This window comes from Streptomyces sp. NPDC003393, from assembly GCF_053589015.1.
Genome location: NZ_JBSFRB010000058.1, coordinates 14,306 through 33,155, shown reverse-complemented (window position 1 = coordinate 33,155; position 18,850 = coordinate 14,306). Strand labels below are relative to the sequence as shown.

Annotated in this window: 15 protein-coding genes and 3 pseudogenes; 5 read left to right on the top strand and 13 right to left on the bottom strand. The window is 66.4% G+C overall.

Going from position 1 to position 18,850, the window contains the following annotated elements:
- Window positions 1-37: 37 nt before the first annotated feature.
- The 7 genes from ACWDUZ_RS35420 to ACWDUZ_RS35390 form a co-directional block, all read right to left on the bottom strand.
- Complete coding sequence (locus ACWDUZ_RS35420) at window positions 38-691, bottom strand: ABC transporter permease (protein ID WP_451635928.1); 654 nt, start codon at window positions 689-691, stop codon at window positions 38-40.
- The gene (locus ACWDUZ_RS35415; protein WP_451635927.1) at window positions 688-1,836 is read right to left on the bottom strand and encodes an ABC transporter ATP-binding protein; all 1,149 of its coding nucleotides are present in this window, start codon (window positions 1,834-1,836) and stop codon (window positions 688-690) included. The genes ACWDUZ_RS35420 and ACWDUZ_RS35415 overlap by 4 nt, the downstream gene beginning before the upstream one ends.
- A gap of 111 nt (window positions 1,837-1,947) precedes the next feature.
- Complete coding sequence (locus ACWDUZ_RS35410; RefSeq protein ID WP_451635926.1) at window positions 1,948-2,397, bottom strand: VOC family protein; 450 nt, start codon at window positions 2,395-2,397, stop codon at window positions 1,948-1,950.
- A 65-nt stretch (window positions 2,398-2,462) separates the two neighbouring features.
- On the bottom strand, window positions 2,463-4,202 hold the full coding sequence (locus tag ACWDUZ_RS35405) for an MOSC domain-containing protein (protein WP_451635925.1): 1,740 nt from the start codon (window positions 4,200-4,202) through the stop codon (window positions 2,463-2,465).
- A 51-nt stretch (window positions 4,203-4,253) separates the two neighbouring features.
- Complete coding sequence (locus ACWDUZ_RS35400; protein WP_451635924.1) at window positions 4,254-5,123, bottom strand: DUF427 domain-containing protein; 870 nt, start codon at window positions 5,121-5,123, stop codon at window positions 4,254-4,256.
- A gap of 47 nt (window positions 5,124-5,170) precedes the next feature.
- On the bottom strand, window positions 5,171-6,103 hold the full coding sequence (locus tag ACWDUZ_RS35395; RefSeq protein ID WP_451635923.1) for a glutamate-cysteine ligase family protein: 933 nt from the start codon (window positions 6,101-6,103) through the stop codon (window positions 5,171-5,173).
- Window positions 6,104-6,570: 467 nt separating this feature from the next.
- Entirely contained in the window at window positions 6,571-7,023 is a 453-nt protein-coding gene (locus ACWDUZ_RS35390) for an ATP-binding protein (RefSeq protein ID WP_451635922.1), read from the bottom strand.
- A 335-nt stretch (window positions 7,024-7,358) separates the two neighbouring features.
- Here ACWDUZ_RS35390 and ACWDUZ_RS35385 point away from each other — a divergent pair, with 335 nt between their 5' ends.
- A complete protein-coding gene (locus ACWDUZ_RS35385) occupies window positions 7,359-7,601 on the top strand; it encodes a hypothetical protein (protein WP_451635921.1) in 243 nt (80 codons plus the stop codon).
- A 67-nt stretch (window positions 7,602-7,668) separates the two neighbouring features.
- On the opposite strand, the gene ACWDUZ_RS35380 is transcribed toward ACWDUZ_RS35385, so the two are convergent.
- Window positions 7,669-8,940, bottom strand: a complete 1,272-nt coding sequence (locus ACWDUZ_RS35380) for a cytochrome P450 family protein (RefSeq protein WP_451635940.1) — start codon at window positions 8,938-8,940, stop codon at window positions 7,669-7,671.
- A 267-nt stretch (window positions 8,941-9,207) separates the two neighbouring features.
- Between ACWDUZ_RS35380 and ppgK the strand changes: the two genes are divergently transcribed.
- A complete protein-coding gene (gene ppgK / locus ACWDUZ_RS35375; protein ID WP_451635920.1) occupies window positions 9,208-9,960 on the top strand; it encodes a polyphosphate--glucose phosphotransferase in 753 nt (250 codons plus the stop codon).
- Window positions 9,961-10,316: 356 nt separating this feature from the next.
- On the opposite strand, the gene ACWDUZ_RS35370 is transcribed toward ppgK, so the two are convergent.
- The 5 genes and pseudogenes from ACWDUZ_RS35370 to ACWDUZ_RS35350 form a co-directional block, all read right to left on the bottom strand.
- Window positions 10,317-11,120 (bottom strand): DUF427 domain-containing protein, encoded by an 804-nt coding sequence (locus ACWDUZ_RS35370; protein WP_451635919.1) that lies wholly within the window; start codon window positions 11,118-11,120, stop codon window positions 10,317-10,319.
- 352 nt (window positions 11,121-11,472) lie between these two features.
- The gene (locus ACWDUZ_RS35365) at window positions 11,473-13,548 is read right to left on the bottom strand and encodes a helix-turn-helix transcriptional regulator (protein ID WP_451635939.1); all 2,076 of its coding nucleotides are present in this window, start codon (window positions 13,546-13,548) and stop codon (window positions 11,473-11,475) included.
- Window positions 13,549-13,731: 183 nt separating this feature from the next.
- A pseudogene (locus ACWDUZ_RS35360) lies at window positions 13,732-14,085 on the bottom strand (AAA family ATPase); the annotation flags it as partial.
- 676 nt (window positions 14,086-14,761) lie between these two features.
- A complete protein-coding gene (locus tag ACWDUZ_RS35355) occupies window positions 14,762-15,025 on the bottom strand; it encodes a hypothetical protein (RefSeq protein ID WP_451635918.1) in 264 nt (87 codons plus the stop codon).
- Between the two features lie 329 nt (window positions 15,026-15,354).
- Window positions 15,355-16,536: pseudogene (locus ACWDUZ_RS35350) on the bottom strand (IS3 family transposase).
- Between the two features lie 180 nt (window positions 16,537-16,716).
- Between ACWDUZ_RS35350 and ACWDUZ_RS35345 the strand changes: the two are divergent.
- The 3 genes and pseudogenes from ACWDUZ_RS35345 (at window position 16,717) to ACWDUZ_RS35335 (ending at window position 18,783) form a co-directional block, all read left to right on the top strand.
- Entirely contained in the window at window positions 16,717-17,379 is a 663-nt protein-coding gene (locus tag ACWDUZ_RS35345) for a class I SAM-dependent methyltransferase (RefSeq protein ID WP_451635917.1), read from the top strand.
- Between the two features lie 149 nt (window positions 17,380-17,528).
- Window positions 17,529-18,124: pseudogene (locus ACWDUZ_RS35340) on the top strand (molybdopterin-dependent oxidoreductase); the annotation flags it as partial.
- 74 nt (window positions 18,125-18,198) lie between these two features.
- Complete coding sequence (locus ACWDUZ_RS35335; protein ID WP_451635938.1) at window positions 18,199-18,783, top strand: FAD-binding oxidoreductase; 585 nt, start codon at window positions 18,199-18,201, stop codon at window positions 18,781-18,783.
- The last annotated feature ends 67 nt before the right edge of the window (window positions 18,784-18,850 follow it).

Below are 18,850 nucleotides of genomic sequence, written 5' to 3'. Positions count from 1 at the left end.
CTGTGAAGGCCTGGAAGTCCGTTGTCCGCGGCGAGATTCATCGGGCCACCGCCCTTTCCCAGGGGCTGAGCAGCCTGGTGACGAGAACGATGATCAGGTCGAAGGCGAGGGCGATGCCGATGAAGAAGATCAGTCCCAGGACGACCGGTGTCAGGGAACTGATGTTGTTGCCCGTGACGAAGAGCTGTCCGAGCTGCGAGGTCCCGATGACGGAGGCGACGGACACCAGGCTGACGTTGGACACCGCGGCGACTCTCACTCCGGCACCGATGATGGGAACGGCCAGAGGCAGTTGTACGCGCAGCAGCCGCTGCCACGCCGTCTGCCCCATTGCGCCGGCCGTGTCGAGCAGCGTGGCGGGGACTGAGTCCAGCGCGTCGGCCACGGTGCGGACCAGCAGGGCGAAGCTGTACAGCGTCAGCGCGATGACGACGTTGAGCGGGTCCAGGATCCTGGTGCCCAGAACCTCCGGCAGCACGAGGAATATGACGAGGGACGGCACCGTGTAGACGACACCCATGCCAGATACGAAAGGCAGCCGAGCCCAGCGATAACGATGGGCGAGCCACCCACAGGGCAACGCAGTGAGGAGGCCGGCCCCGACGGGCAGTGCGGCCAGCCACAGTGTCGTCAGCGTCCAGTCGCCTATCTGCGGCCAGTGATCATGAAGGTAGGTCCACAGGGTGGTCACGACGAGACACCTGCCGTGGAGTGCGGCGCCCCTTCGCGCTGGCTGACGGCGTGGGTTTCGATCCGGGCCAGTACCTGGGAAGCGGTGACCGTGCCCGCAAAGCGTCCTTCCGCGTCGACGATCACACCGCGGCCGCTGGGGGACGAGAGAGCGGCGTCCAGGGCCTCCCGCAGGGTCCCGTCCTGCCGTCCCAGTGTTCCGCCGAGGTTGAGCAGAGACGATTCTGCTTTACCTTCGCGGGCCTGCTGGGTGAGGTCATCCGCCGCCAGCCACCCCAAGGGCGCGTCGTCCTCGTCGAGGACGAGGATCCAGCCCTCCTGCTGCCGGTCGAAGGCATGCGACAAGGCCTCTCCGAGCCGGATGGTGGGTTCCTTTGCCGGGCGTAGCGATCCGGCGTCGCTGAAGGCGAGTGCCCGGTACCCGCGGTCACGGCCCACGAAGGAGGCGACGAAGGAGTCCCGCGGGCGGGAGAGAAGCTCGGCCGGCGGGCTGAACTGGGCAAGGAAACCGCCCACCCGCATGACGGCGACCATGTCACCGAGCTTGATGGCCTCGTCGATGTCGTGGGTGACGAAAATGATCGTCTTGCTCAGCTCGGTCTGGATGCGGAGAAGCTCGTTCTGCAGTTGCTCGCGGACGACGGGATCGACCGCGCTGAACGGTTCGTCCATGAGCATGACAGGAGGGTCTGCGGCCAGTGCGCGGGCAACGCCCACACGCTGTTGCTGGCCCCCCGAAAGCTGAGCCGGATAGCGGTCCGCGAGCGCCTGGGGGAGGCCGACCAGGTCCAGAAGTTCACCGGCCCGTCGACGTGCCCGGACTTTGCCGTGCCCTAGCAACAGGGGGACGGTGGCGATGTTGTCGAGCACAGTCCGGTGCGGGAAGAGCCCCGCCTGCTGGATCACGTAGCCGATGCCTCTTCTCAGCTCGGCCGGTGGGATCGAGGCCACATCCCTGTCGTTGAGCAGGACACGGCCCGAGGTGGGGTCGATCATGCGGTTGACCATCCGCAGGGTGGTGGTCTTGCCGCATCCCGAGGGGCCCACGAGCACCGAAATCTTCCCTGAGGGCGCTTCCAGGCTGAGTTCGTTCACAGCCACCGTGCCGTCGGGATACCCCTTGGTTGCCGAATCGAAGCGGATCATCAGATCTCCTTGCAGCTGTCCGCTGCCATTGGGAGCGCCGGACGGGGTCGGGGGTCACCTCGTCGGCGCTCTAGCACTGTCACGCCTAATGGAAAACTATCACAGTACCCATTAGGGTAGAGCTGTTTCGGAAGCTGGCTGGTGACCGATCTCCTGGAGCACCCAGCTGTTGCCGTCGGGGTCCGTGAAGTCGGCGAAGCTGGCATGGTCGCGTCGCAGGGGGTCCAGACCGGCTTCCCACCCGCCCTTCCAGTCTTCGATCGGTGACTTGTGGCGGATGTCGCCGACCATGACGCCGCGCTCGATCAGTTCGCGGCGCGCGACCTCGAGGTCCGTGACGGCCAGGTAGGTGGATCGCCCCGTCCCGGGCGGGGCGTCGGTGAGGCCAATCCCGATCTGCACCGAGCAGGCCGAGCCGGGGGGTGTCAGTTGCACCACGCGGAAGCCGTCGGTCGGGTGGTAGTCGATGTCCAGGGCGAAACCGACCTTCTCGGTGTAGAACCGGAGGGCTTGGTCCACGTCGCTGACCGAGAGAGTGACAACTTCGAGCTTGTAATGCATCAGGCACCTACCAGGTTGGGGTGAGCGTCGGCACACCGTGGGCGAAGCAAAGGACGGGTCGTCCGCTACAGGTCGAGGACGACCTCGGTCTCGGGGCGGGAGCAGCAGATCAGCACCTGTCCACCGGCCGGGGCCTCCAGCGGAGGCGTGGTGTACTCGATGCCGCCGGACAGTACGGGTGTGACGCAGGTGTGGCACACCCCTGTGCGACAACTCCAGCGCACCGGAACATCGCACGCCTCGGCGAGTTCCAGCAGGCTGCCCTCTGCGTCGGGGAACGGTGTGGATACTCCGCTGCGGGCGAAGGTGACCATGGGACCGGTCGCCCGAGGACCGGCCGGGGTATGCGGAGGCACGCCTGCCCGCCGGGTCAGACCGGGATTGATGGACGACAGCGCACCGAACAACTCGGAACGAATGGCCGCCAAATCGATTCCGGCGGCGGTGAGAGCGTCCGTCATGTCGGCCATGAACCGGGCCGGCCCGCATACGTAGGCGTCCGCCCCCGAGGGGACCCCCAGAGCGATCAACTGATCCTTGCCGAGGCGCCCCGCACGGGTCTGCTCGCCGTCGCACTCTCCGGGCGACGCGGCGCTGTAGAACACAAACTCCCGGCCGTGCGACAGCGAAGCGAGCAGGGCGTGCGCTTCGCCGCGCAGCGCGTGCTCCCGCGGGCTGCGTGCACCATGGATCCACCACACTTCCCGGCCGCTGCGCGAGGCAGCGAGCTCATGCAGCATGGCCAGCACTGGGGTCACCCCGATGCCCGCGGAGACGAGCAGAACTGGCCCCGTACCCTCCTTGAGCACGAAATCACCCCGGGGAGCCGCGACTTCGACCGCTGCCCCGGATCGCAGACTCGTGGTCAAGTAGCCGCTGACCACACCGTGCGGCTCGTGCTTGACACTGATCCGGTAGCCGCCTTCACCGGACGCGGCGGACAGGGAGTAGTTGCGTACGGGGGCAGGCCGGCCTGCCTCCGGCACACGCAGCGTCAGATACTGCCCCGCGCGGGCGGCGGGAAGACGGGATCCGTCGGGGGAGGCAAGGCGGATCGAAGTGACCGTTGTGCTCTCGGCGACCACATCGGTGACGCGCAGCTCCCTGAAGCCGTCCCAGGCAGGGTCGGTGCTCTGGGCGAGGGCCGGCTCATCCGTCCTCTCCTCGGCTTCCAGCAATTGGCGAAACGATCCGCGCCAGCCAGGGCTCAGAGCCGCGACGTCCAGCGCGCGCCTCAGCTTCTCAGGGTCCCGGTCGGGGAGGTAGAGCAGCGCGTCGGTGTCGGCCACGCTCAGCGCGCCCGGCCCGGTCATGGTCCGCACGATCTCGTCGCCAGCCCGAATGCGTCCCTCGCGGAGGACCCGCATGTAGAAACCAGGACGGTGGTGGCTGACCAACAGCGCGGGCAGTTCCGGTTCGCCGAGGCGCATCCCCACCCGGTAGCACGTGACCCGCGGCTGGGTGACTTCGAATTCCGCCTCTCCGATGCGGTAGCGGTCGCCGATGTACACCTCTTCGTCCGGTAGTCCGTCGACGGTGAGGTTTTCCCCGAACTGGCCGTACTCCAGATCGTCGCGTCCGAAATGCTGCTGCCAGTGGCGGTAGGAGTCGATCTGATAGACCAGAACAGCCCGCTGCTCGCCGCCGTGTCCGGCGGTGTCTCCCTGGCCGTCACCGTCGATGTTGAGACGTCGCACCATGACGGGGCCGTCCACCGGGGACTTCCACACACCGGTGTGAACGGTCCGGCCCTGCCAGGGTACGTCCTTGGGCATACCCACGTTGACCGAGAGCAAAGACGGCATCAGGGTCTCCCTCCGGCTGCCGCACTGTGTCCGTACCGACCGCGACAGCGGTCAGCCCTGCTGATCAGGAACCGCCTCGTCGAGGTCGAGGTTGCGGTCCACGCCGTGCGACACGACGTTCTGGCCCGGCTCCAGGCGCATGCGCACGCCGTCGAGGTATACCTCGACCTGGTCGGCCTCGAAGGACACCATTCCGGAGACCTGGCCGACCTCCTGCCAGGCATCCTCGTACGACCACGCCGCTCGCCGGGCTCCGTCGATGTCGTAATAACTGGCGAGACCCTTGTAAGGGCAGAACGTCTGTCCCTCGACCCGGGTCAGCGCAGTTTCGTCCACATCGGCGCGCGGGACGTACCAGCGGGGTGCGAACCCGGATTCGTAGAGAACGAGGGGACGTTCGGTGTCCGCGACGACACGGCCGCCGCTGTGGACGGTCAGGTGCCGGCTGGTCCGACGGATGTCGATGCGGTGGTAGGCGTCCGCCGCGTGGCCGACGATCCGCTCGTCCTCCTCGTAAAAGGCGTCCATGGCCCGCCAGGCGAAGGCGACGCGTCCCTTGAGGATCTCGGCATGGGCAGGAAGCCCGACGTGCTGCCACGCGGCCCGCTGCTTGCTCTCGGCTCCGCCCTTGACTGTGTACCAGGCCGTCTGCCCCAGGTCGCGGTGGCGGGTCGTGTGCCCGGTTTCCTCCAGGGCTCCGGAGGCGATGTCGGCGAGCGGGAAGTAAGCCACCGGGTAACGGCCGGGTTCATGCAGTAGCACCACGTCTTCACTATCGGTGATCCAGGCGCCGCCGAACCTGACCCGCATCCGCCGGCGCAGCGGCTCGGCGAAGAGCAGCCGGTCGGGCAGTGGATCGGGGATCAAGAGCCTGCCGACTGCACCCGGCGCGAGCGGCCCCTGCTGCCAGGAAAGTCCCATCGTCTTGCTCCTCTCGGACGGGACGGCCGACAGCCGTCCCGGACGCCTCAGGTGAGTGGCTCCCCGCCGTCGACCGGCAGGATCACACCGGTCACGAACGTGCTGGTCGTCGCAAACAGCGCGGCGTTGGCGACATCGCGGGACGTGCCGATGCGCCGTGCGGGACTGCGGTCGCCGGCGTCGGCGAAGTGCTCGGCCTTGCCCTGCTCGCCCAGGACGTCCCAAGCACCTGTGTCGATCACACCCGGGGAGATGGCGTTGACCCGGATCAGGGCCAGTTCCAGCGCGAGTGACCGTGCCAGGACATCAGCGGCCCCATTGGTGATGGCCACCGCCAGGGTGCGGGCCCAGATGGCCTGCCGGGTGGACGCGCAGCCCGTAGGCCGGCCCGAGGCCAGTGGGGAGTTGGCGAAGGCGGCCACAAGTACCGGGCCCAACCGGTGGGCGAGGTCCCAGCGGTAGCGGTGCCCGGATGTGCCTGTGCCGGCGTCTCCGCAGTCGCTATTGACCTGGATGGAGGCTGTACGTCGCATCATGACGCGGCCCCAAGGTCCCTCGCGGTCGAAGTACTGTTCCATCGCCCGGTAGCGAGGGTGGTCGAGGACCCTGGGTGGTTCACGGTGTGGATCCAGCCCCCGTCCTGTCAGAGTCATTCCCGCACTCTCCACGGCGTTGCGGAGAACGGCCAGATCGGTGGCGGTGGTTTCGACGCAGGCGGCCACAGTGGTGGCGGGAGGCGAGCTGATCTCGATCTGCCCGCCCGGCTCGCGGGTGACGAAGCTGCCTGCGGGCAGTGTGCCTGGGGCGACGACGGGAGCGAGAGCCTCATCGAGCCGGTCGACCGGAACAACTGCCTCGGTGGCGAAGCGGTCGTGGACGAGCCACTCCAGCTCCACCCCGGTCCGTTCCGGGGGGCCGTTCTTGAAACAGACGCCGCGCACATGCGCTTCCGCCTCGTCTTCGAGCAGGTCTGCCGGCATCGGTTTCACCTCCTCTTCCGGCCTAGCTTCCACGGGCCGTCGGGTATGACAGCCGCTCATTGGGTGATCCCGCCTTCGTTGGATCTTCCCAGAATCGGGAGCTCGCGACCGGCTGGCCAAGAACCGAATTTTCTATATCAGGGAGCGAAAAGAAGAATGAGTGAAACCGGCGTCACGGGCACACGCCGCCCACCACTCCAACGCCGACGCCGCACTCCGGCGCAGCGCACCGTGGGCGCGACAGCCAGCCAGCCGGATAATCCTACCAATAGGAAGAGATAGTGCTCGACTTTCAGTTGGTGACATAGACCCGCTCGCTTCCCGACCTGTCAGCCCCCACATCACCCCTTTCTTGTGATGCGGTGCAGGCCGTAGCCGAGGCAGCGAGCACGACACCTGCGCTTACCATGTACATACGGCGTCTCAGGGGTAGCTACCTCGCTTTTGTCGCTTGTGTCAGGAGTGGGTCAGGCCGCTGCGGCGGGCGTTTCTTCCGGGCAAGTCTCACAGGCATTGTGCATTTCCTCTTGCGTTTCGCCGCAGAAATGCAACCAGACAATCTTGCCCAGGGGAGAGCTCTCTATCCCCCAGGTGTCCGACAGATTCTTGACGATGAACAGGCCTCGCCCGTGTGTTGAATCGCTGTCCGAGTTTTCCGCCAAGGCCTGGGGCTCGACGCGGTCCTGGTCGTGCACTTCCAGCCGCACACATCCGTGTCGGTCCACGCATATCTTCACGGTGTAGCGCCCACAGCTGCTGTCTGTGTGGAGAACGGCGTTGCTCGCCAGTTCGGAGACGCAGCTTCGTATGTCGTCGGTGCGCGCGGTGTCCACGTGGCAACCGACGGCGAAGGTTACGAAGCCCCGTGCCTCCTTGACGGATTGCGGAGTGGACTCGAACGTGCGCTCTAGGCGGTTCATCGCCGATCCCGGTCGGGGTGCTGAGACGGGCGATACCGGGCGGGCCGGCCGTTCGCCCTGAGGCCGGTCCGTCATGACCGCCTGCGAGGTTCCCGCGAGACTACGAGACCTGGAAGGTGACGGCGGGCTCGTGAGGGGCCTGGTCATGGTGACCTCCAACCTCGATTTAAGGGGTTAGTTACAGTGGACCATCCTCGACTTAACCTGTCAACAGCTTTTTAAAGGTTAGATTATTTCTGGCGTCAGTCCTGCGATGCGACCTCACCACCACGGCGGAGGCAGTGCGCGCGCCTACACCCGACTCCTGGGCCCGGCCCGCGTCCTGTCCCGGCTCGATGGCGACGGAGGACTTCCCCCTCTGCGGCGACACCGGAATCGCCCTCCACGGCCACCAGGACAACCCGTTGGTCTACCGGACGCTGGGAGCGCTCGCGCCGGAGAACACGCTCCGAACACCCCTGACCGCACCACCGCCTCCCAGCCACTCGTCCCACTTCGCGGCGCGCCTCCCCACGGCCCTCCGCCCGGCGATCACCACTCTCACCGCAGCCGCTCTGGACCGCTTCCGCGGTGAATGAGCAGGGGCGTCACGGCGTCGACTCGTTGCCGGTCCGCAAGTGGCTCAGGGCCGGAGAGAGAACACCATCACGCCCGGCGTCCGCGCCGGGCCCCCAGTGCCGGCCCGTGCACGGGGTCCTGGCTCTCCGACATGTTCAGACGGACCGGGAGTGTCGAGTGACCGTTTCCCATGATGCTGGGCAGTGGCTCCAGGTCTTCGGGAGCGACCGCAAGGCGCATGTACGGAAACCGGGTGAACAGCCGGGGGAGCGCCGTGACGGCCTCCGCACGGGCGAGCGGCGCCCCGAGGCAGTAGTGGACGCCGTGTCCGAAGGCGACGTGCCGCATATCGGAACGGGTGGCGTCGAACATCTCCGAACTCTCCCCGTGCACCTCGGGGTCTCGGCTTGCCGCTCCGTAGGACGCCAGAATGGCGTCTCCCTTTCGGATGGTCACAGTCGGAAGCGGAATGTCCTCGACTGCATAACGCATGGGGATGTGGCTCACCGGCGCCGCGTAGCGGAGTGTCTCCTCGATGACGGCCGACCACTGCACCGAACCCTCCTCGACCAGAGCCAGCTGGTCCTGATTGAGGAGCATCGCGGTGATCGCTGAATCCAGCAGGTTGATGGTGGTCTCGTAACCCGCGGCGATGACCAGAAGAAGGGTGTCGACAAGCTCCTCCTCATCCAGGGAGGATCCGTCACCCTCATCGTCCCGAGAATTTATCAGTGCCGTCGTGAGGTCGTCACCCGGTGCTGTGCGCTTGTGTGCAACGAGGTCGTTGAGCATCTGGTACACGTCTTGCGTGGCGCGAACGGCTTCCTCCGGGCTGGAAGTCGTATCCCATATCTTGTCGATGGTGGCCCGGAAACCGTTTCGCATCACCTGTGGGATTCCCAGCATGTCGCTGATGACCGCGACCGGAAGACGAGCAGCGAAGCCCGCCCTGAGATCGACGACGTCGGACTGCGAAGAGGCGATTCCATCGAGGAGGGCATCGGTATTGCTGGCGATGGAAGGGATGAGCTGCGCAGTCCGTCGGGCGGTGAACGCCGGACTCACCAGGCGTCGCAGACGGCGGTGGTCAGCCCCGTAGGCCGTGAACATGTTGTTCACGGCGACTTGCAGATACAGCGGCCACTTTCCGACAATTTGGCCGGAGATGAAACGGGGCCAGTGCTGCCGCGGATCCTTCGACACGCGATCGTCGGTCAGGAGCTTCATGAGGAGTTCCTGGTGCCCAACGGCCCAGGCCTTCTCCCCGAGAATGTCCACAAGTACCGGCCCTTGGGCCGCATGCAAGGCCCGTTCCTCCTCCAGTCGACGACGGCCTGTGGGGTCGAGCACGAGGGGCATCTCATTCACGAAGGTTCCTCCACTGTGTCGATCCGATGAACGGAACAGCCTTGCACGGACCGAACGTCGGCTCTAGGGTGCGTTCTACGGAAAGAGTAGAAGTCACCGGAGGTGAGGCGAAGGGGTGAAACATTCCTCTTTTATTCGCTCTGGCCAGAAACAAGGAATGTCCGACTGCTTGAAGTTCTCGGTGACTGGGCGCGGCGAGCCAGGACGCTCCGGCGATCGCCATTCCGACGCGGCGGAGGAACGCTCTAGGGTGGTGTCATGCTGGCTTTCGGAGTGGACATCGGCGGATCCGGAATTAAGGGAGCCCCGGTCGATCTGGACAAGGGCGCTCTGTCCCGGGAGCGTTTCAAGGTACGCACCCCTCACCCCGCCACGGTTGCCGGAGTGACGGACGGCGTCAAGCAGGTTGTCGACCATTTCGGCTGGTCGGGGCCGGTGGGACTCACCTTTCCAGGTGTGGTGACCGTGCGGTCCACGATCCGTTCGGCGAGCAATGTCGACCGGGCCTGGATCGACATGGACGCGCGCGCCCTGTTCAGCGAGCGCCTCGGTGGCCTCCCTGTGACGGTGGTCAACGACGCGGACGCAGCGGGCCTGGCGGAGGTGCGTTCCGGCGCCGCCATGGGACATCGGGGGACGGTCGTCCTGCTGACGTTCGGGACCGGCATCGGCAGTGCTCTGTTCAACGATGGTGTCCTCGTACCCAACATCGAGCTCGGTCACCTCGAACTGTGGGGGCATGACGCCGAGCGGCTCGTCTCCGGCAGGGCCAAGGAAGAGGGAGAACTGAGCTGGAAGGAGTGGGCGGGCCGGGTCAAGGAGTATCTCGCCCACGTCGACAGGCTGTTCTCCCCCGAGCTGATCATCATCGGTGGCGGGATCAGCCGGGAGTCGGAGAAATTCCTGCACCTTCTCGACGGTGTCAGGACGAAGGTCGTTCCGGCGCAGCTGCACAACGACGCGGGCAACGTTGGCGCGGCCATGTGCGTGGCCGGGGAAGCCGGGGTCTGAGCCTTCGGCGCCGCCGGGCACGAGCATGTCAGGGACTGTGAACCGGGTGCAGTGTGGTCATGCGCACTGCGTGTACATTCGACAGCCCTTTTTTGACCCACCTGTTCCGCGGCGAACGCCGCTACGAGCCTGTACCAGATGTACCGACCCGGTCCGACTTCGGATATGACGCGTGATCAGGTCAGGTTGGACGCGGGGCCTCCCGGGAGGGGTTCCCTCAACTGCTCGGTGCTCCGGGCGCTGTCGAGGCTAAGCACAACGAGGGTCCTCCCTGAGAGAGCGGTGAGTGAGTGCGGGGGATGGTGGGGGGCGTTCGCCGTTCCGACGTCGCGCCGGCTCCAGGTGTTCGCGGCCCGTCACCCGCGGTGCTGCTTCTCCCATAGGGCTCTGTTGACCGCCGTGGGCCGGGGCAGCAGCCGGCCATCGCGGTACACGTCGACGGCCTCGTCGTAGAACGCCACCATGCCCGCGATGGGCGCGAGCTGGTGGGTCGGAAAGTCGTAGGCCCAAGCGACATCGGAGTGGACAGCCGTATCCGTACGGACCGACCAGTATCCGCTTGTTTCCCCCTTGTAGGGGCATCCGGTCACCGTTTCGGAGGGCACCATCCGGGACCAGTCGATATATGGACGATCAAGGTAGTAACGTGTCGGCAGCCCAGTTTCGAAAACCATCACCGATACCGGCGCGTCGGCCACTACCGTCCCGTCGAGCTCGATACGGACGGCTCGGCTCGATCGGAGCGCGTCGACCCGTGTGTAGGGGTTTCTCGGATGGACGAATACCTGTTCGTCCTCCTCGAACCAGGCGTCCACTGACTCCCAGCGGAAGCTGACGTGATCGTGGACAGCCGCGGGCCCGGCGTCCCCCCACACCCAGGCTGCTCCGTGACGAGCCCCCGCGTCCGAGCGCAGCGCATGGCGTTGCGCCCGGCCCACCGTGAGTTTCACTGACGACCCCTCGTCGACCAGCACCCCTTCCTCCACCTCCTCCCGTGGGATGCAGTACTGCGGATATCCCGGCCAGAGCCACAGATACCGGGCTCGCACGGTGTCGAAGATGCAGCGGCCGTCCACGAACCCGCGGATTCGGCGCGGTACCGGTTCGACGTGCCCGAGCGGCACGATCAGCCCCGGATAGTCCGGTGTGGTCTGAGTCATCGGGTCTCCTCCTGGTCGCTGGGCAGGTGCCCGGCGACGCTGCCGGGTGGTCTCCGACGGCGCGCCCGCGCACCGCGTCCGTACCTTCATTAGCCGCAGCGGTTACACCGTTCTTACCGTCTGCGACGGCCAAGCACATGGCCGATGCCTCCCGTGTGTCAGACGACGGCTTTCGACGACTCAAACAGAAGAGGCCCGGCGATGCTTCTTTCGGCACGGGAGCGTCTCGGCAGGACAATGACGTGGGTACATCCGACGGACGGACGCGGGGCCCCGGACGACCACGCATCGAAAGGTGAGTGATCAGCGCGTGGAACACGGGCCGACAGAGGAGCGGAAGCCGGGATCGTCATCATGCTGTCTCACCGCCCGACAGCACCAGGTGCAGCTTGGTGCGAGAGGTGATGCACAGCTTGGTGAACACCTTGTGCAGGTGATACTCGACGGTGCGTGAACTGATGGACAGCGCGGTGGCGATCTCCGGATTGGACCGACCGTCGCGGGCCAGGGACGCGATGCGCCACTCCTGTGGAGTCAGCTGGGAACGGGTCTCCGGGACTCGCCTCCGCGCTCGCTCTCCCGTGGCGAGCACTTCACGCATCGCCCGGTCGGCGAATGCGTCCGCACCCATGTGGAGGAACGACTCGTGAGCGGTACGCAGGACTTGCCGCGCGTCGATCCGCCGGCCCTGTCGGCGCAGCCACTCGCCGTACACGAGTTGCGCGCGAGCCAAGTCGGTCCGGATGCGTGACCTTCCCAGCCGCTCGATCGCCTCGATGTAGAGGTCCTCAGCTTCAGGGCCCTCGTGCAGCAAGGCACGCGACCGAGCTTGGACGCCCAACGCCCAGTCCGTCCCACTCAGGCAGGTCTGTTCGGAGAGCCGTTCCAGAGCGGCCGAGGCTGTGCCGGCCTCGCCGGAGCGCGCCGCGCCCTCGATGAGCTCCGCCAGGGACAAGCCTTCCCACGCGAGGCTGTCGCCGTTGAGCACGTCACGTACCGAGGCGGCGGCCTCCCCGTACGCGCCGAGTGCGTTGTGCAAGACCGCGGCCGCATACCCCGTGATCCCGAAGGCGATGGCACCACCGTCGTGGCGGGCGTTCCCCGGCACGCTCAGGGCGGGATGTTCCCGGCCGCGCCACGCACTGAGCAACGCGTCCATGTGGGCGAACGACGGCGCTCCCGTCTCGTCGGCTATCGCCCTCGACTCATCGAGCAGCGCCTGGCCAGTGGCCAGGCAGCCGGTCTGCACCTTCATCAGGGCCCGGTGGGCGAGCACGTAGGGCAGGATCGTCCGCGCCCCTTCTGCTCGCGCCCGCTCCACCTCGGTCCGAGTCACCTCGTGCCAGGTGTCGTCGTCCCACAGATCCGCAGCTATGAGACAGACCAGCAGGCGTGAGCGCCGGTCGTCCTCGTCGTTCTGCTCCAGGGTCTTCAAGGCGAGCTTGAGCGGCTCGACAGCTGCCGCATAGCCGTTCGTACAACGCAGCGCCACACTTTCGAGCAGCCGACCGGCACCTCGCGGCTGCCGCCGCGCCAGCTCGGGCAGGACCGTGCGGAAGAGGTCCAGGTGACCTGTGAACGTCGCGGCGGTCATGGCCTCCAGGTAGGCCTCTGTGGCGAGTGACGGTTCGCAGGCGTCGAGGTCCTCGGCTGATTCGAGCAACTGCGCCACTGCCGCGCGATCGCGTGTGCTGTCGAAGGCCATACGTGCGCGGAGACGCTTCATCCGTGCACGGTTCGGGGCGTCCACAGGTCCGAGTTCGGCCAAGGCCAGCAGTCGTACGGCGGCATCGACGGCACCGGCCGCGTGAGAGACCTGCGCCGCCGTGATCGCCCGCTCCGTGCGCAGCGAAGGGGTCACGGTGCAAACGGCGGCACGCTCCAGGAAGGCCGCTGCCGCAGCGAGACCACCTCGTTCCCGGGCCGCGCCCGCACTGCGCGCCAGCCTGGCACCGACGCCGTCGTCCGGTCCCGTCAACGCTTGGGAGAGGTGCCACACATGCCGGTCTGGCTCGGTCACCGGATCAGTCGTCATGGCAAGTGCATCGTGGACTCGGCGCCGTTCCGCGGGAGATGCCTGGCCGTAGACCGACCACCGCAATCGTGGATCACGAAAGGTGACCCAGGCACCGAAGGACACCAGGCCTGCCAATTCCAGCGGTTCCGCGGTCTGCGGCGCGATACCCGCACGAGCGGCGGCCCGCCACAGTCGCGCCGGGTCCCCCAACGGCTCGGCCGCCGCCAGAAGCAGCAGGAGTCTGCTGTCGGGTGTCAACGCGACTACGGCGGCGTCCTCGGCACTGTGCGACGCGACCACGCCATACCCTCCGGCGAGTTGCGCAGGCGACGCGCCCCGTACCGCGTCGAGCAGGACCAGCGGATTGCCCCGTGCCTCCGCCACGATTCTCTCGACCACGGCCTCCTCCATCGACGAGGGGAGCACCGCCTGGAGGAGTTTGCGGGCGTCGGAGTGGTTCAGTCGGTCGAGAACGAGACACGGCAGCCCGCTGAGACTGTTGCCGCGGTCGGCGAACAACAGGGCGACACGCACAGGTCCCACCCTGCGGGCGACGAACGCGAAAACGTGAGCCGAGGGCTCGTCGAGCCACTGCACATCATCGACGATGCACAGCAGCGGCCGTGTCCGAGCCGCCAGAGTCAGCAGCTCCAGAACGGCGACACAGACGAGCAGCCGGTCCGGAGGGGGGCCGGCCCGTAGACCCACAGCCGTTTGAAGAGCCTCACGGCGGGGCTGCCCGAGCTCCGTGAGTTCGTCCGCCAGGTCTGTGCACAGCAGGTGTACCGCCGAGTACGGAAGGTCGGCCTCGGCGGCAGACCCCCGGAGCCGCACCACCCGGTGGTCGACCGCGACCCCAGCCGCGTGTTCGAGCAGAGCCGTCTTCCCGATCCCTGGCACTGCGCTGTGCACCACGAGGACGGCACCCTGCCCTGACGCCGATGACATCAGCAACTGCCGCAATCGCGCCCGCTCCAGGCCGCGGCCCACGAGCGGCATGGCCGCCACGGTCGTCGTCATGCCGTCACCGATCGTATCCGGAGGTGATTCCACCATCGTCGGCCTGCTGTTCATCAGTACACGCACCGTCCAGTAATCATCTACGCAAGGTGTTCCACAGCCGGGCAGGGGCCCTCGTGGTCAGCTGAAGCGGATACTGCGTGGCGGCCTCTCAGCTGACGAAATGTCGACACGTCTGCGCAAGGCCGGGATCCGCCGCGCCGCTGACTGCTGTCTGTCGAGCGGGTGGAGCGAGAAGGATTGGCTTCTTTGCCCATGACATGCTTCTTTTCGATGAATCGGTGAGAAAATTTTCATCATTGGAGGGAGTGGAGCGGGGTAGGCGGGAGTTGAGCTTGGCGCAGTCTCCTGGGTACATGCATACACCGTGATGGTGCAAGGTAACCTCGCAGTTCGATGCTAGGCCCTTGTGGATATTCGAGCTGTTCCCTAGCTTGGTTCTGGTGGCGTGCTTGCAACGTGATTAGGCGACAGCAGCCCCAGCCAATCGCTGGGGTCTGCCGCCCCCTGGTCCTTGTTGGACAACGACTGACCGGTCGTCACTTCTTCTCTTCGCTTCCCCGAGCTGGCGAGGCTGCTGATGAACCGGCGTTGCAGTAGAGTTTTAGGGAACCTTGGAACCTTGGTGGAATGAAAAGAAAGTGTGGACAACGGCATCTTTGCGTCCGACTGGATAATTGTCACAGCGAACAGTGCCGAAGGGCGAGAAGAGGCCGACATAGATCAGGCCGGCTTTCGCCCACATGAAGAACAGAGGGGTCAGGAACATCTGAGACGGCAGTGAGCTTGCTATCAGCAGGTAGGTCATGAAGCCGGCAGAGCCGTGCACCTCGATCCACGCCAGGGCGTAGGCGGCGCAACTGGTCACGACACAGGTGATGAGGACGGTCTTGACGACAATGACGACTGAGTTCCACAGGCCCCATGTTCGCCTGACTCTATGCGGACGCGAGGTTGCTCCACGTCCAGTTCTTCGGCAGGCCCAGCGAGTCGGTCGCGTAGTCGCTGCTCGTCTTGAGGGCGTTGAAGAAGAAGAGCACCATTGGGCCCATGCCGAATATGGCCAGCGCAGCGACCCTGGCCGCAGCCCCCGCGGGCGCACTGACATTCGGGGGCCGTCACGATGACCGCCTGAACAAACTAGTGCCGCATCAAGCAACATTGGGGGACTGCTGCAGGATCGGGTGACAGCGGGGTTCATGCAGCCAGAGCTGCGGGCGGGGTCATGATGGTCTCGTACTCGACGGGGGTCAAACGGGCCAGCCGTCTCTGCCGTCGGCGCCGGTGGTAGGTGCGCTCGATCCAGGTCACGATCGCGATCCGCAAGTCCTGCCGGGTGGCCCAGACTTGGCGGTCGAGGACGTTCTTCTGCAACAGCGCGAAGAAGCTCTCCATCGCCGCGTTGTCGCCGGCCGCACCGACCCGGCCCATCGAGCCGACCATGTTGTGCCGGGCGAGAACGGACACGAACTTCCGTGACCGGAATTGCGAGCCGCGATCCGAATGCACAATGCACCCGGCCACCTGGCCACGGCGGGCGACGGCGGACTCCAGCGCGTTCACCGCGAGGCAGGACTTCATCCGGGAGTCGATGGAATAGCCCACGATGCGGCCGGAGAACACGTCCTTGACCGCGCACAGGTACAGCTTGCCCTCGCCAGTCGGGTGCTCGGTGATGTCGGTGAGCCACAACAGGTTCGGCCCGTCGGCGGCGAAGTTGCGCCGCACCCGGTCATCGTGGACCGGCGGCCCGGCTTTGGCGTTCTTGCCGCGGCCCCTGGACTTGCCGAAGACACTCCACCAGCCGTTGTCCCGGCAGATCCGCCAGGCAGTCCGCTCGGCCATCGGCTCGCCGTTGGCGCGGGCCTCGTCGAGCAGAAACCGGTGACCGAACTCGGGGATCGTCACGGTGGGCGTCGAACAGCGCATCAGCCCGATACGCCTCGGCCAGCTCGGAATCGGTGACCGGGCAGGCCAGCCACCGGTAGTAGGGCTGGCGGGCCAGCCCGAGCACCCGGCACGTCACCGCCACCGGCACCCTGTGAGGGGCATCGGCGGCGGCCAGCTCGCGGACGAGCGGGTACATCATTTTGCCGGCAGGTTCGCCTGCGACAGATACGCCGCAGCCCTCCTGAGCACCTCGTTCTCCTGCTCTAGCAGCCGGATCCGTTTGCGGGCCTCGCGCAGCTCGGCCGACTCACCCGACGTCGCTGCCGGCCTGGTGTCCTCGTCGGTGTCGGCACGGCGCAGCCACTTCGACAGGGTGATCGGGTGGACCCCGAAGTCGGCGGCGATCTGTTCCAGCGTGACGCCGGGCTCGCGGTTACGCGCGACCCGCACGACATCCTCGCGGAACTCCTTCGGATACGGCTTGGGCACTGCAACATCCTTCCAGGCCGCCTCTCAGCAAGCCAGGTCAGGTGTCACCCAACCCTGCAGCAGTCCCTGGCCCCGTTGGCTGGATCGGCTTCATCGCGTGACAGGAGCGTGCCCTACGGGTTGTCGCCCGTGTCGCCATGGGCGAGGCGGGCGGGTGACATGAGCGCTAGGGTCGGGACCATGGACAGCGATGTGGATGCCCTCTTAACGGAGCAGATCGCCTACTACCGAGCCCACGCGGACGGATACGACCGGCCTTATACCGAGCGCGAGGAACTGCGGGAGTTGCTGTCTGCGGCCGACGACCTCCCGATTGTCGGGGACGTGCTGGAGCTGGCCTGCGGAACGGGTCAGTGGACCGGAGCCCTCGCTGCTCGGGCGCGCTCAGTGACCGCTGTCGACGTGTCGGACGAGACACTGGGTATCGCGCGTGCGCGGGTCGCTTCCCCCAACGTCCAGTTCATTCAGGCCGACCTATTCACCTGGCGGCCGCCGCGCCGCTACGACACCGTGTTCTTCGCCTTCTGGCTCTCCCACATCCCGCCATCCCGCCTACCGGCCTTCTGGAACACCGTCGCCGCCGCGCTCGCACCGCACGGCAAAGCGATCTTCGTCGACGATGGCCCTGCAGAGGCCGCCCGCGAGGAAGTCCTCGTCGAGGAGCCCATCCCTGCGATGCAGCGTCGACTCGACGACGGCAGCCCGTATCGCATCGTGAAGGTCTTCCACGACGCTGGCGAGCTCACTGGCAAGCTCGCCGCGCTGGGGTGGTCAGCCGATGTCCGGACCGTGGGCGGCAGCTTCATCGTCGGCACCGCGGAACCGCCGGCCAGCCCCGGCTGACAGGCCACAACGGCGGCTGCATCCGGAACCACGCGATGAGGATGCGGCCCCGGACGGTGCGGAATCGCCACAGCGCCGACAGCCGCTACGCGAGGTGGTCAACGGGGCGAACGTCGCCCGATGCGGCACTAGGCAAGGACGGTGCGGGTATGCCGATCATCTCGCGTGGGTTCCACGGCCGAAGGCCGCTCGAGAGCAGGAAGCTGCCGTCCGGGCAGTACGAGACCACGAGCTTTCCCGTGCTGTCGGCCGGCCGACGCCTTGTGTGTTGCAGCAGGAGTGGGAACTGTCCATCACGACGGAGACAGGACAGCGGCACGCATGGGACTGGGCGGGCCTGATGGGGCTGCCCTCGGAGTCACGGACGGTCGATCTGCACTGCGTGACCAAGTGGTCGAAGTTCGACACCCATTGGCGAGGAGTCTCGCTGGATGTCCTCCTGGCGAATGTGGAGACGGCCGCAGAGCACGCCCTCGTCAGTTCCTACGGCGATTACACCACGAACATCCCGCTTGCGGATCTGCTCGACGGCAAGGCGTGGATCGTCCACAGCTATGACGGCAGCGACCTGGCACCCGAGCATGGTGGACCCGCAAGGCTGCTGGTTCCGCACCTGTATCTGTGGAAGTCCGCGAAGTGGGTGCGCCGAATCGAACTACGGCAGGACGACGTGCCCGGCTTCTGGGAGAGCGCCGGCTATCACAACTACGGAGACCCATGGCGAGAGCAGCGGTACAGGGGAGACCAGGCGACCGGATCCGCTGGCGAGTCGCTGGGGCGGCGGATCGGCGCGTGGAGTCGGACTCCGCAGTGACACTGATGCTGGACGTGCCCGACTGGCCCGGGCATCTGGCCGGTCAGCATATGGATGTCAGGCTGACCGCCGACGACGGATACAGCACGCAACGCAGCCATTCCATCGCCTCCGCCCCTGGAAGCCAATACCTCGAACTGACTGTTCAGCGCTTGCCGGGGGGCGAGGTATCGCCCTACCTGGTACACGAGCTCGCACCCGCACACCAACTGGAACTGCGTGGTCCCGTAGGGGGCTGGTTCGTCTGGGAGCAGCAGCAGACCGAGCCCGTCCTGCTGGTGGCCGGTGGCTCGGGGGTGGTGCCCCTGATGAGTATGGTGCGCGCTCGGGAGACGGCCGGCAGCCGGGTGCCTATTCGCCTGCTGAACTCGGTGAGGAGGCCTTCTGACCTGCTGTACGGTTCAGAGCTTCGCCGAGGGGCGCCAGGGCTCGACAAAACGTATCTCTACACGCGGGACGCGTCCTCGGGGTCGCCGCGCACAGAAGATGACCTTGGTGGCCCGTCTTCCGGCATGGATCAAGCGGGCGAAGAGCCGAGACGAGATCCTGCGTGCCGTCAGCCGGATCCATGCCTCGCCGGTTGCCGCTGACCTGCTGACCAGTCCGAACGGCACTCGAACCTGATCTCTGGTTCCGCTGTTCGGCGGACGTGCGGGC

Coding starts and splice junctions, on each gene's coding strand:
- ACWDUZ_RS35410 (WP_451635926.1), bottom strand. CDS start 2,397: ATGCATTACAAGCTCGAAGTTGTCACTCTCTCGGTCAGCGACGTGGAC.
- ACWDUZ_RS35400 (WP_451635924.1), bottom strand. CDS start 5,123: ATGGGACTTTCCTGGCAGCAGGGGCCGCTCGCGCCGGGTGCAGTCGGC.
- ACWDUZ_RS35415 (WP_451635927.1), bottom strand. CDS start 1,836: ATGATCCGCTTCGATTCGGCAACCAAGGGGTATCCCGACGGCACGGTG.
- ACWDUZ_RS35365 (WP_451635939.1), bottom strand. CDS start 13,548: ATGGAGGAGGCCGTGGTCGAGAGAATCGTGGCGGAGGCACGGGGCAAT.
- ACWDUZ_RS35370 (WP_451635919.1), bottom strand. CDS start 11,120: ATGACTCAGACCACACCGGACTATCCGGGGCTGATCGTGCCGCTCGGG.
- ACWDUZ_RS35385 (WP_451635921.1), top strand. CDS start 7,359: ATGGCGACGGAGGACTTCCCCCTCTGCGGCGACACCGGAATCGCCCTC.
- ACWDUZ_RS35380 (WP_451635940.1), bottom strand. CDS start 8,940: ATGCCCCTCGTGCTCGACCCCACAGGCCGTCGTCGACTGGAGGAGGAA.
- ACWDUZ_RS35345 (WP_451635917.1), top strand. CDS start 16,717: ATGGACAGCGATGTGGATGCCCTCTTAACGGAGCAGATCGCCTACTAC.
- ppgK (WP_451635920.1), top strand. CDS start 9,208: ATGCTGGCTTTCGGAGTGGACATCGGCGGATCCGGAATTAAGGGAGCC.
- ACWDUZ_RS35390 (WP_451635922.1), bottom strand. CDS start 7,023: ATGAACCGCCTAGAGCGCACGTTCGAGTCCACTCCGCAATCCGTCAAG.
- ACWDUZ_RS35335 (WP_451635938.1), top strand. CDS start 18,199: ATGCTGGACGTGCCCGACTGGCCCGGGCATCTGGCCGGTCAGCATATG.
- ACWDUZ_RS35405 (WP_451635925.1), bottom strand. CDS start 4,202: ATGCCGTCTTTGCTCTCGGTCAACGTGGGTATGCCCAAGGACGTACCC.
- ACWDUZ_RS35395 (WP_451635923.1), bottom strand. CDS start 6,103: ATGCCGGCAGACCTGCTCGAAGACGAGGCGGAAGCGCATGTGCGCGGC.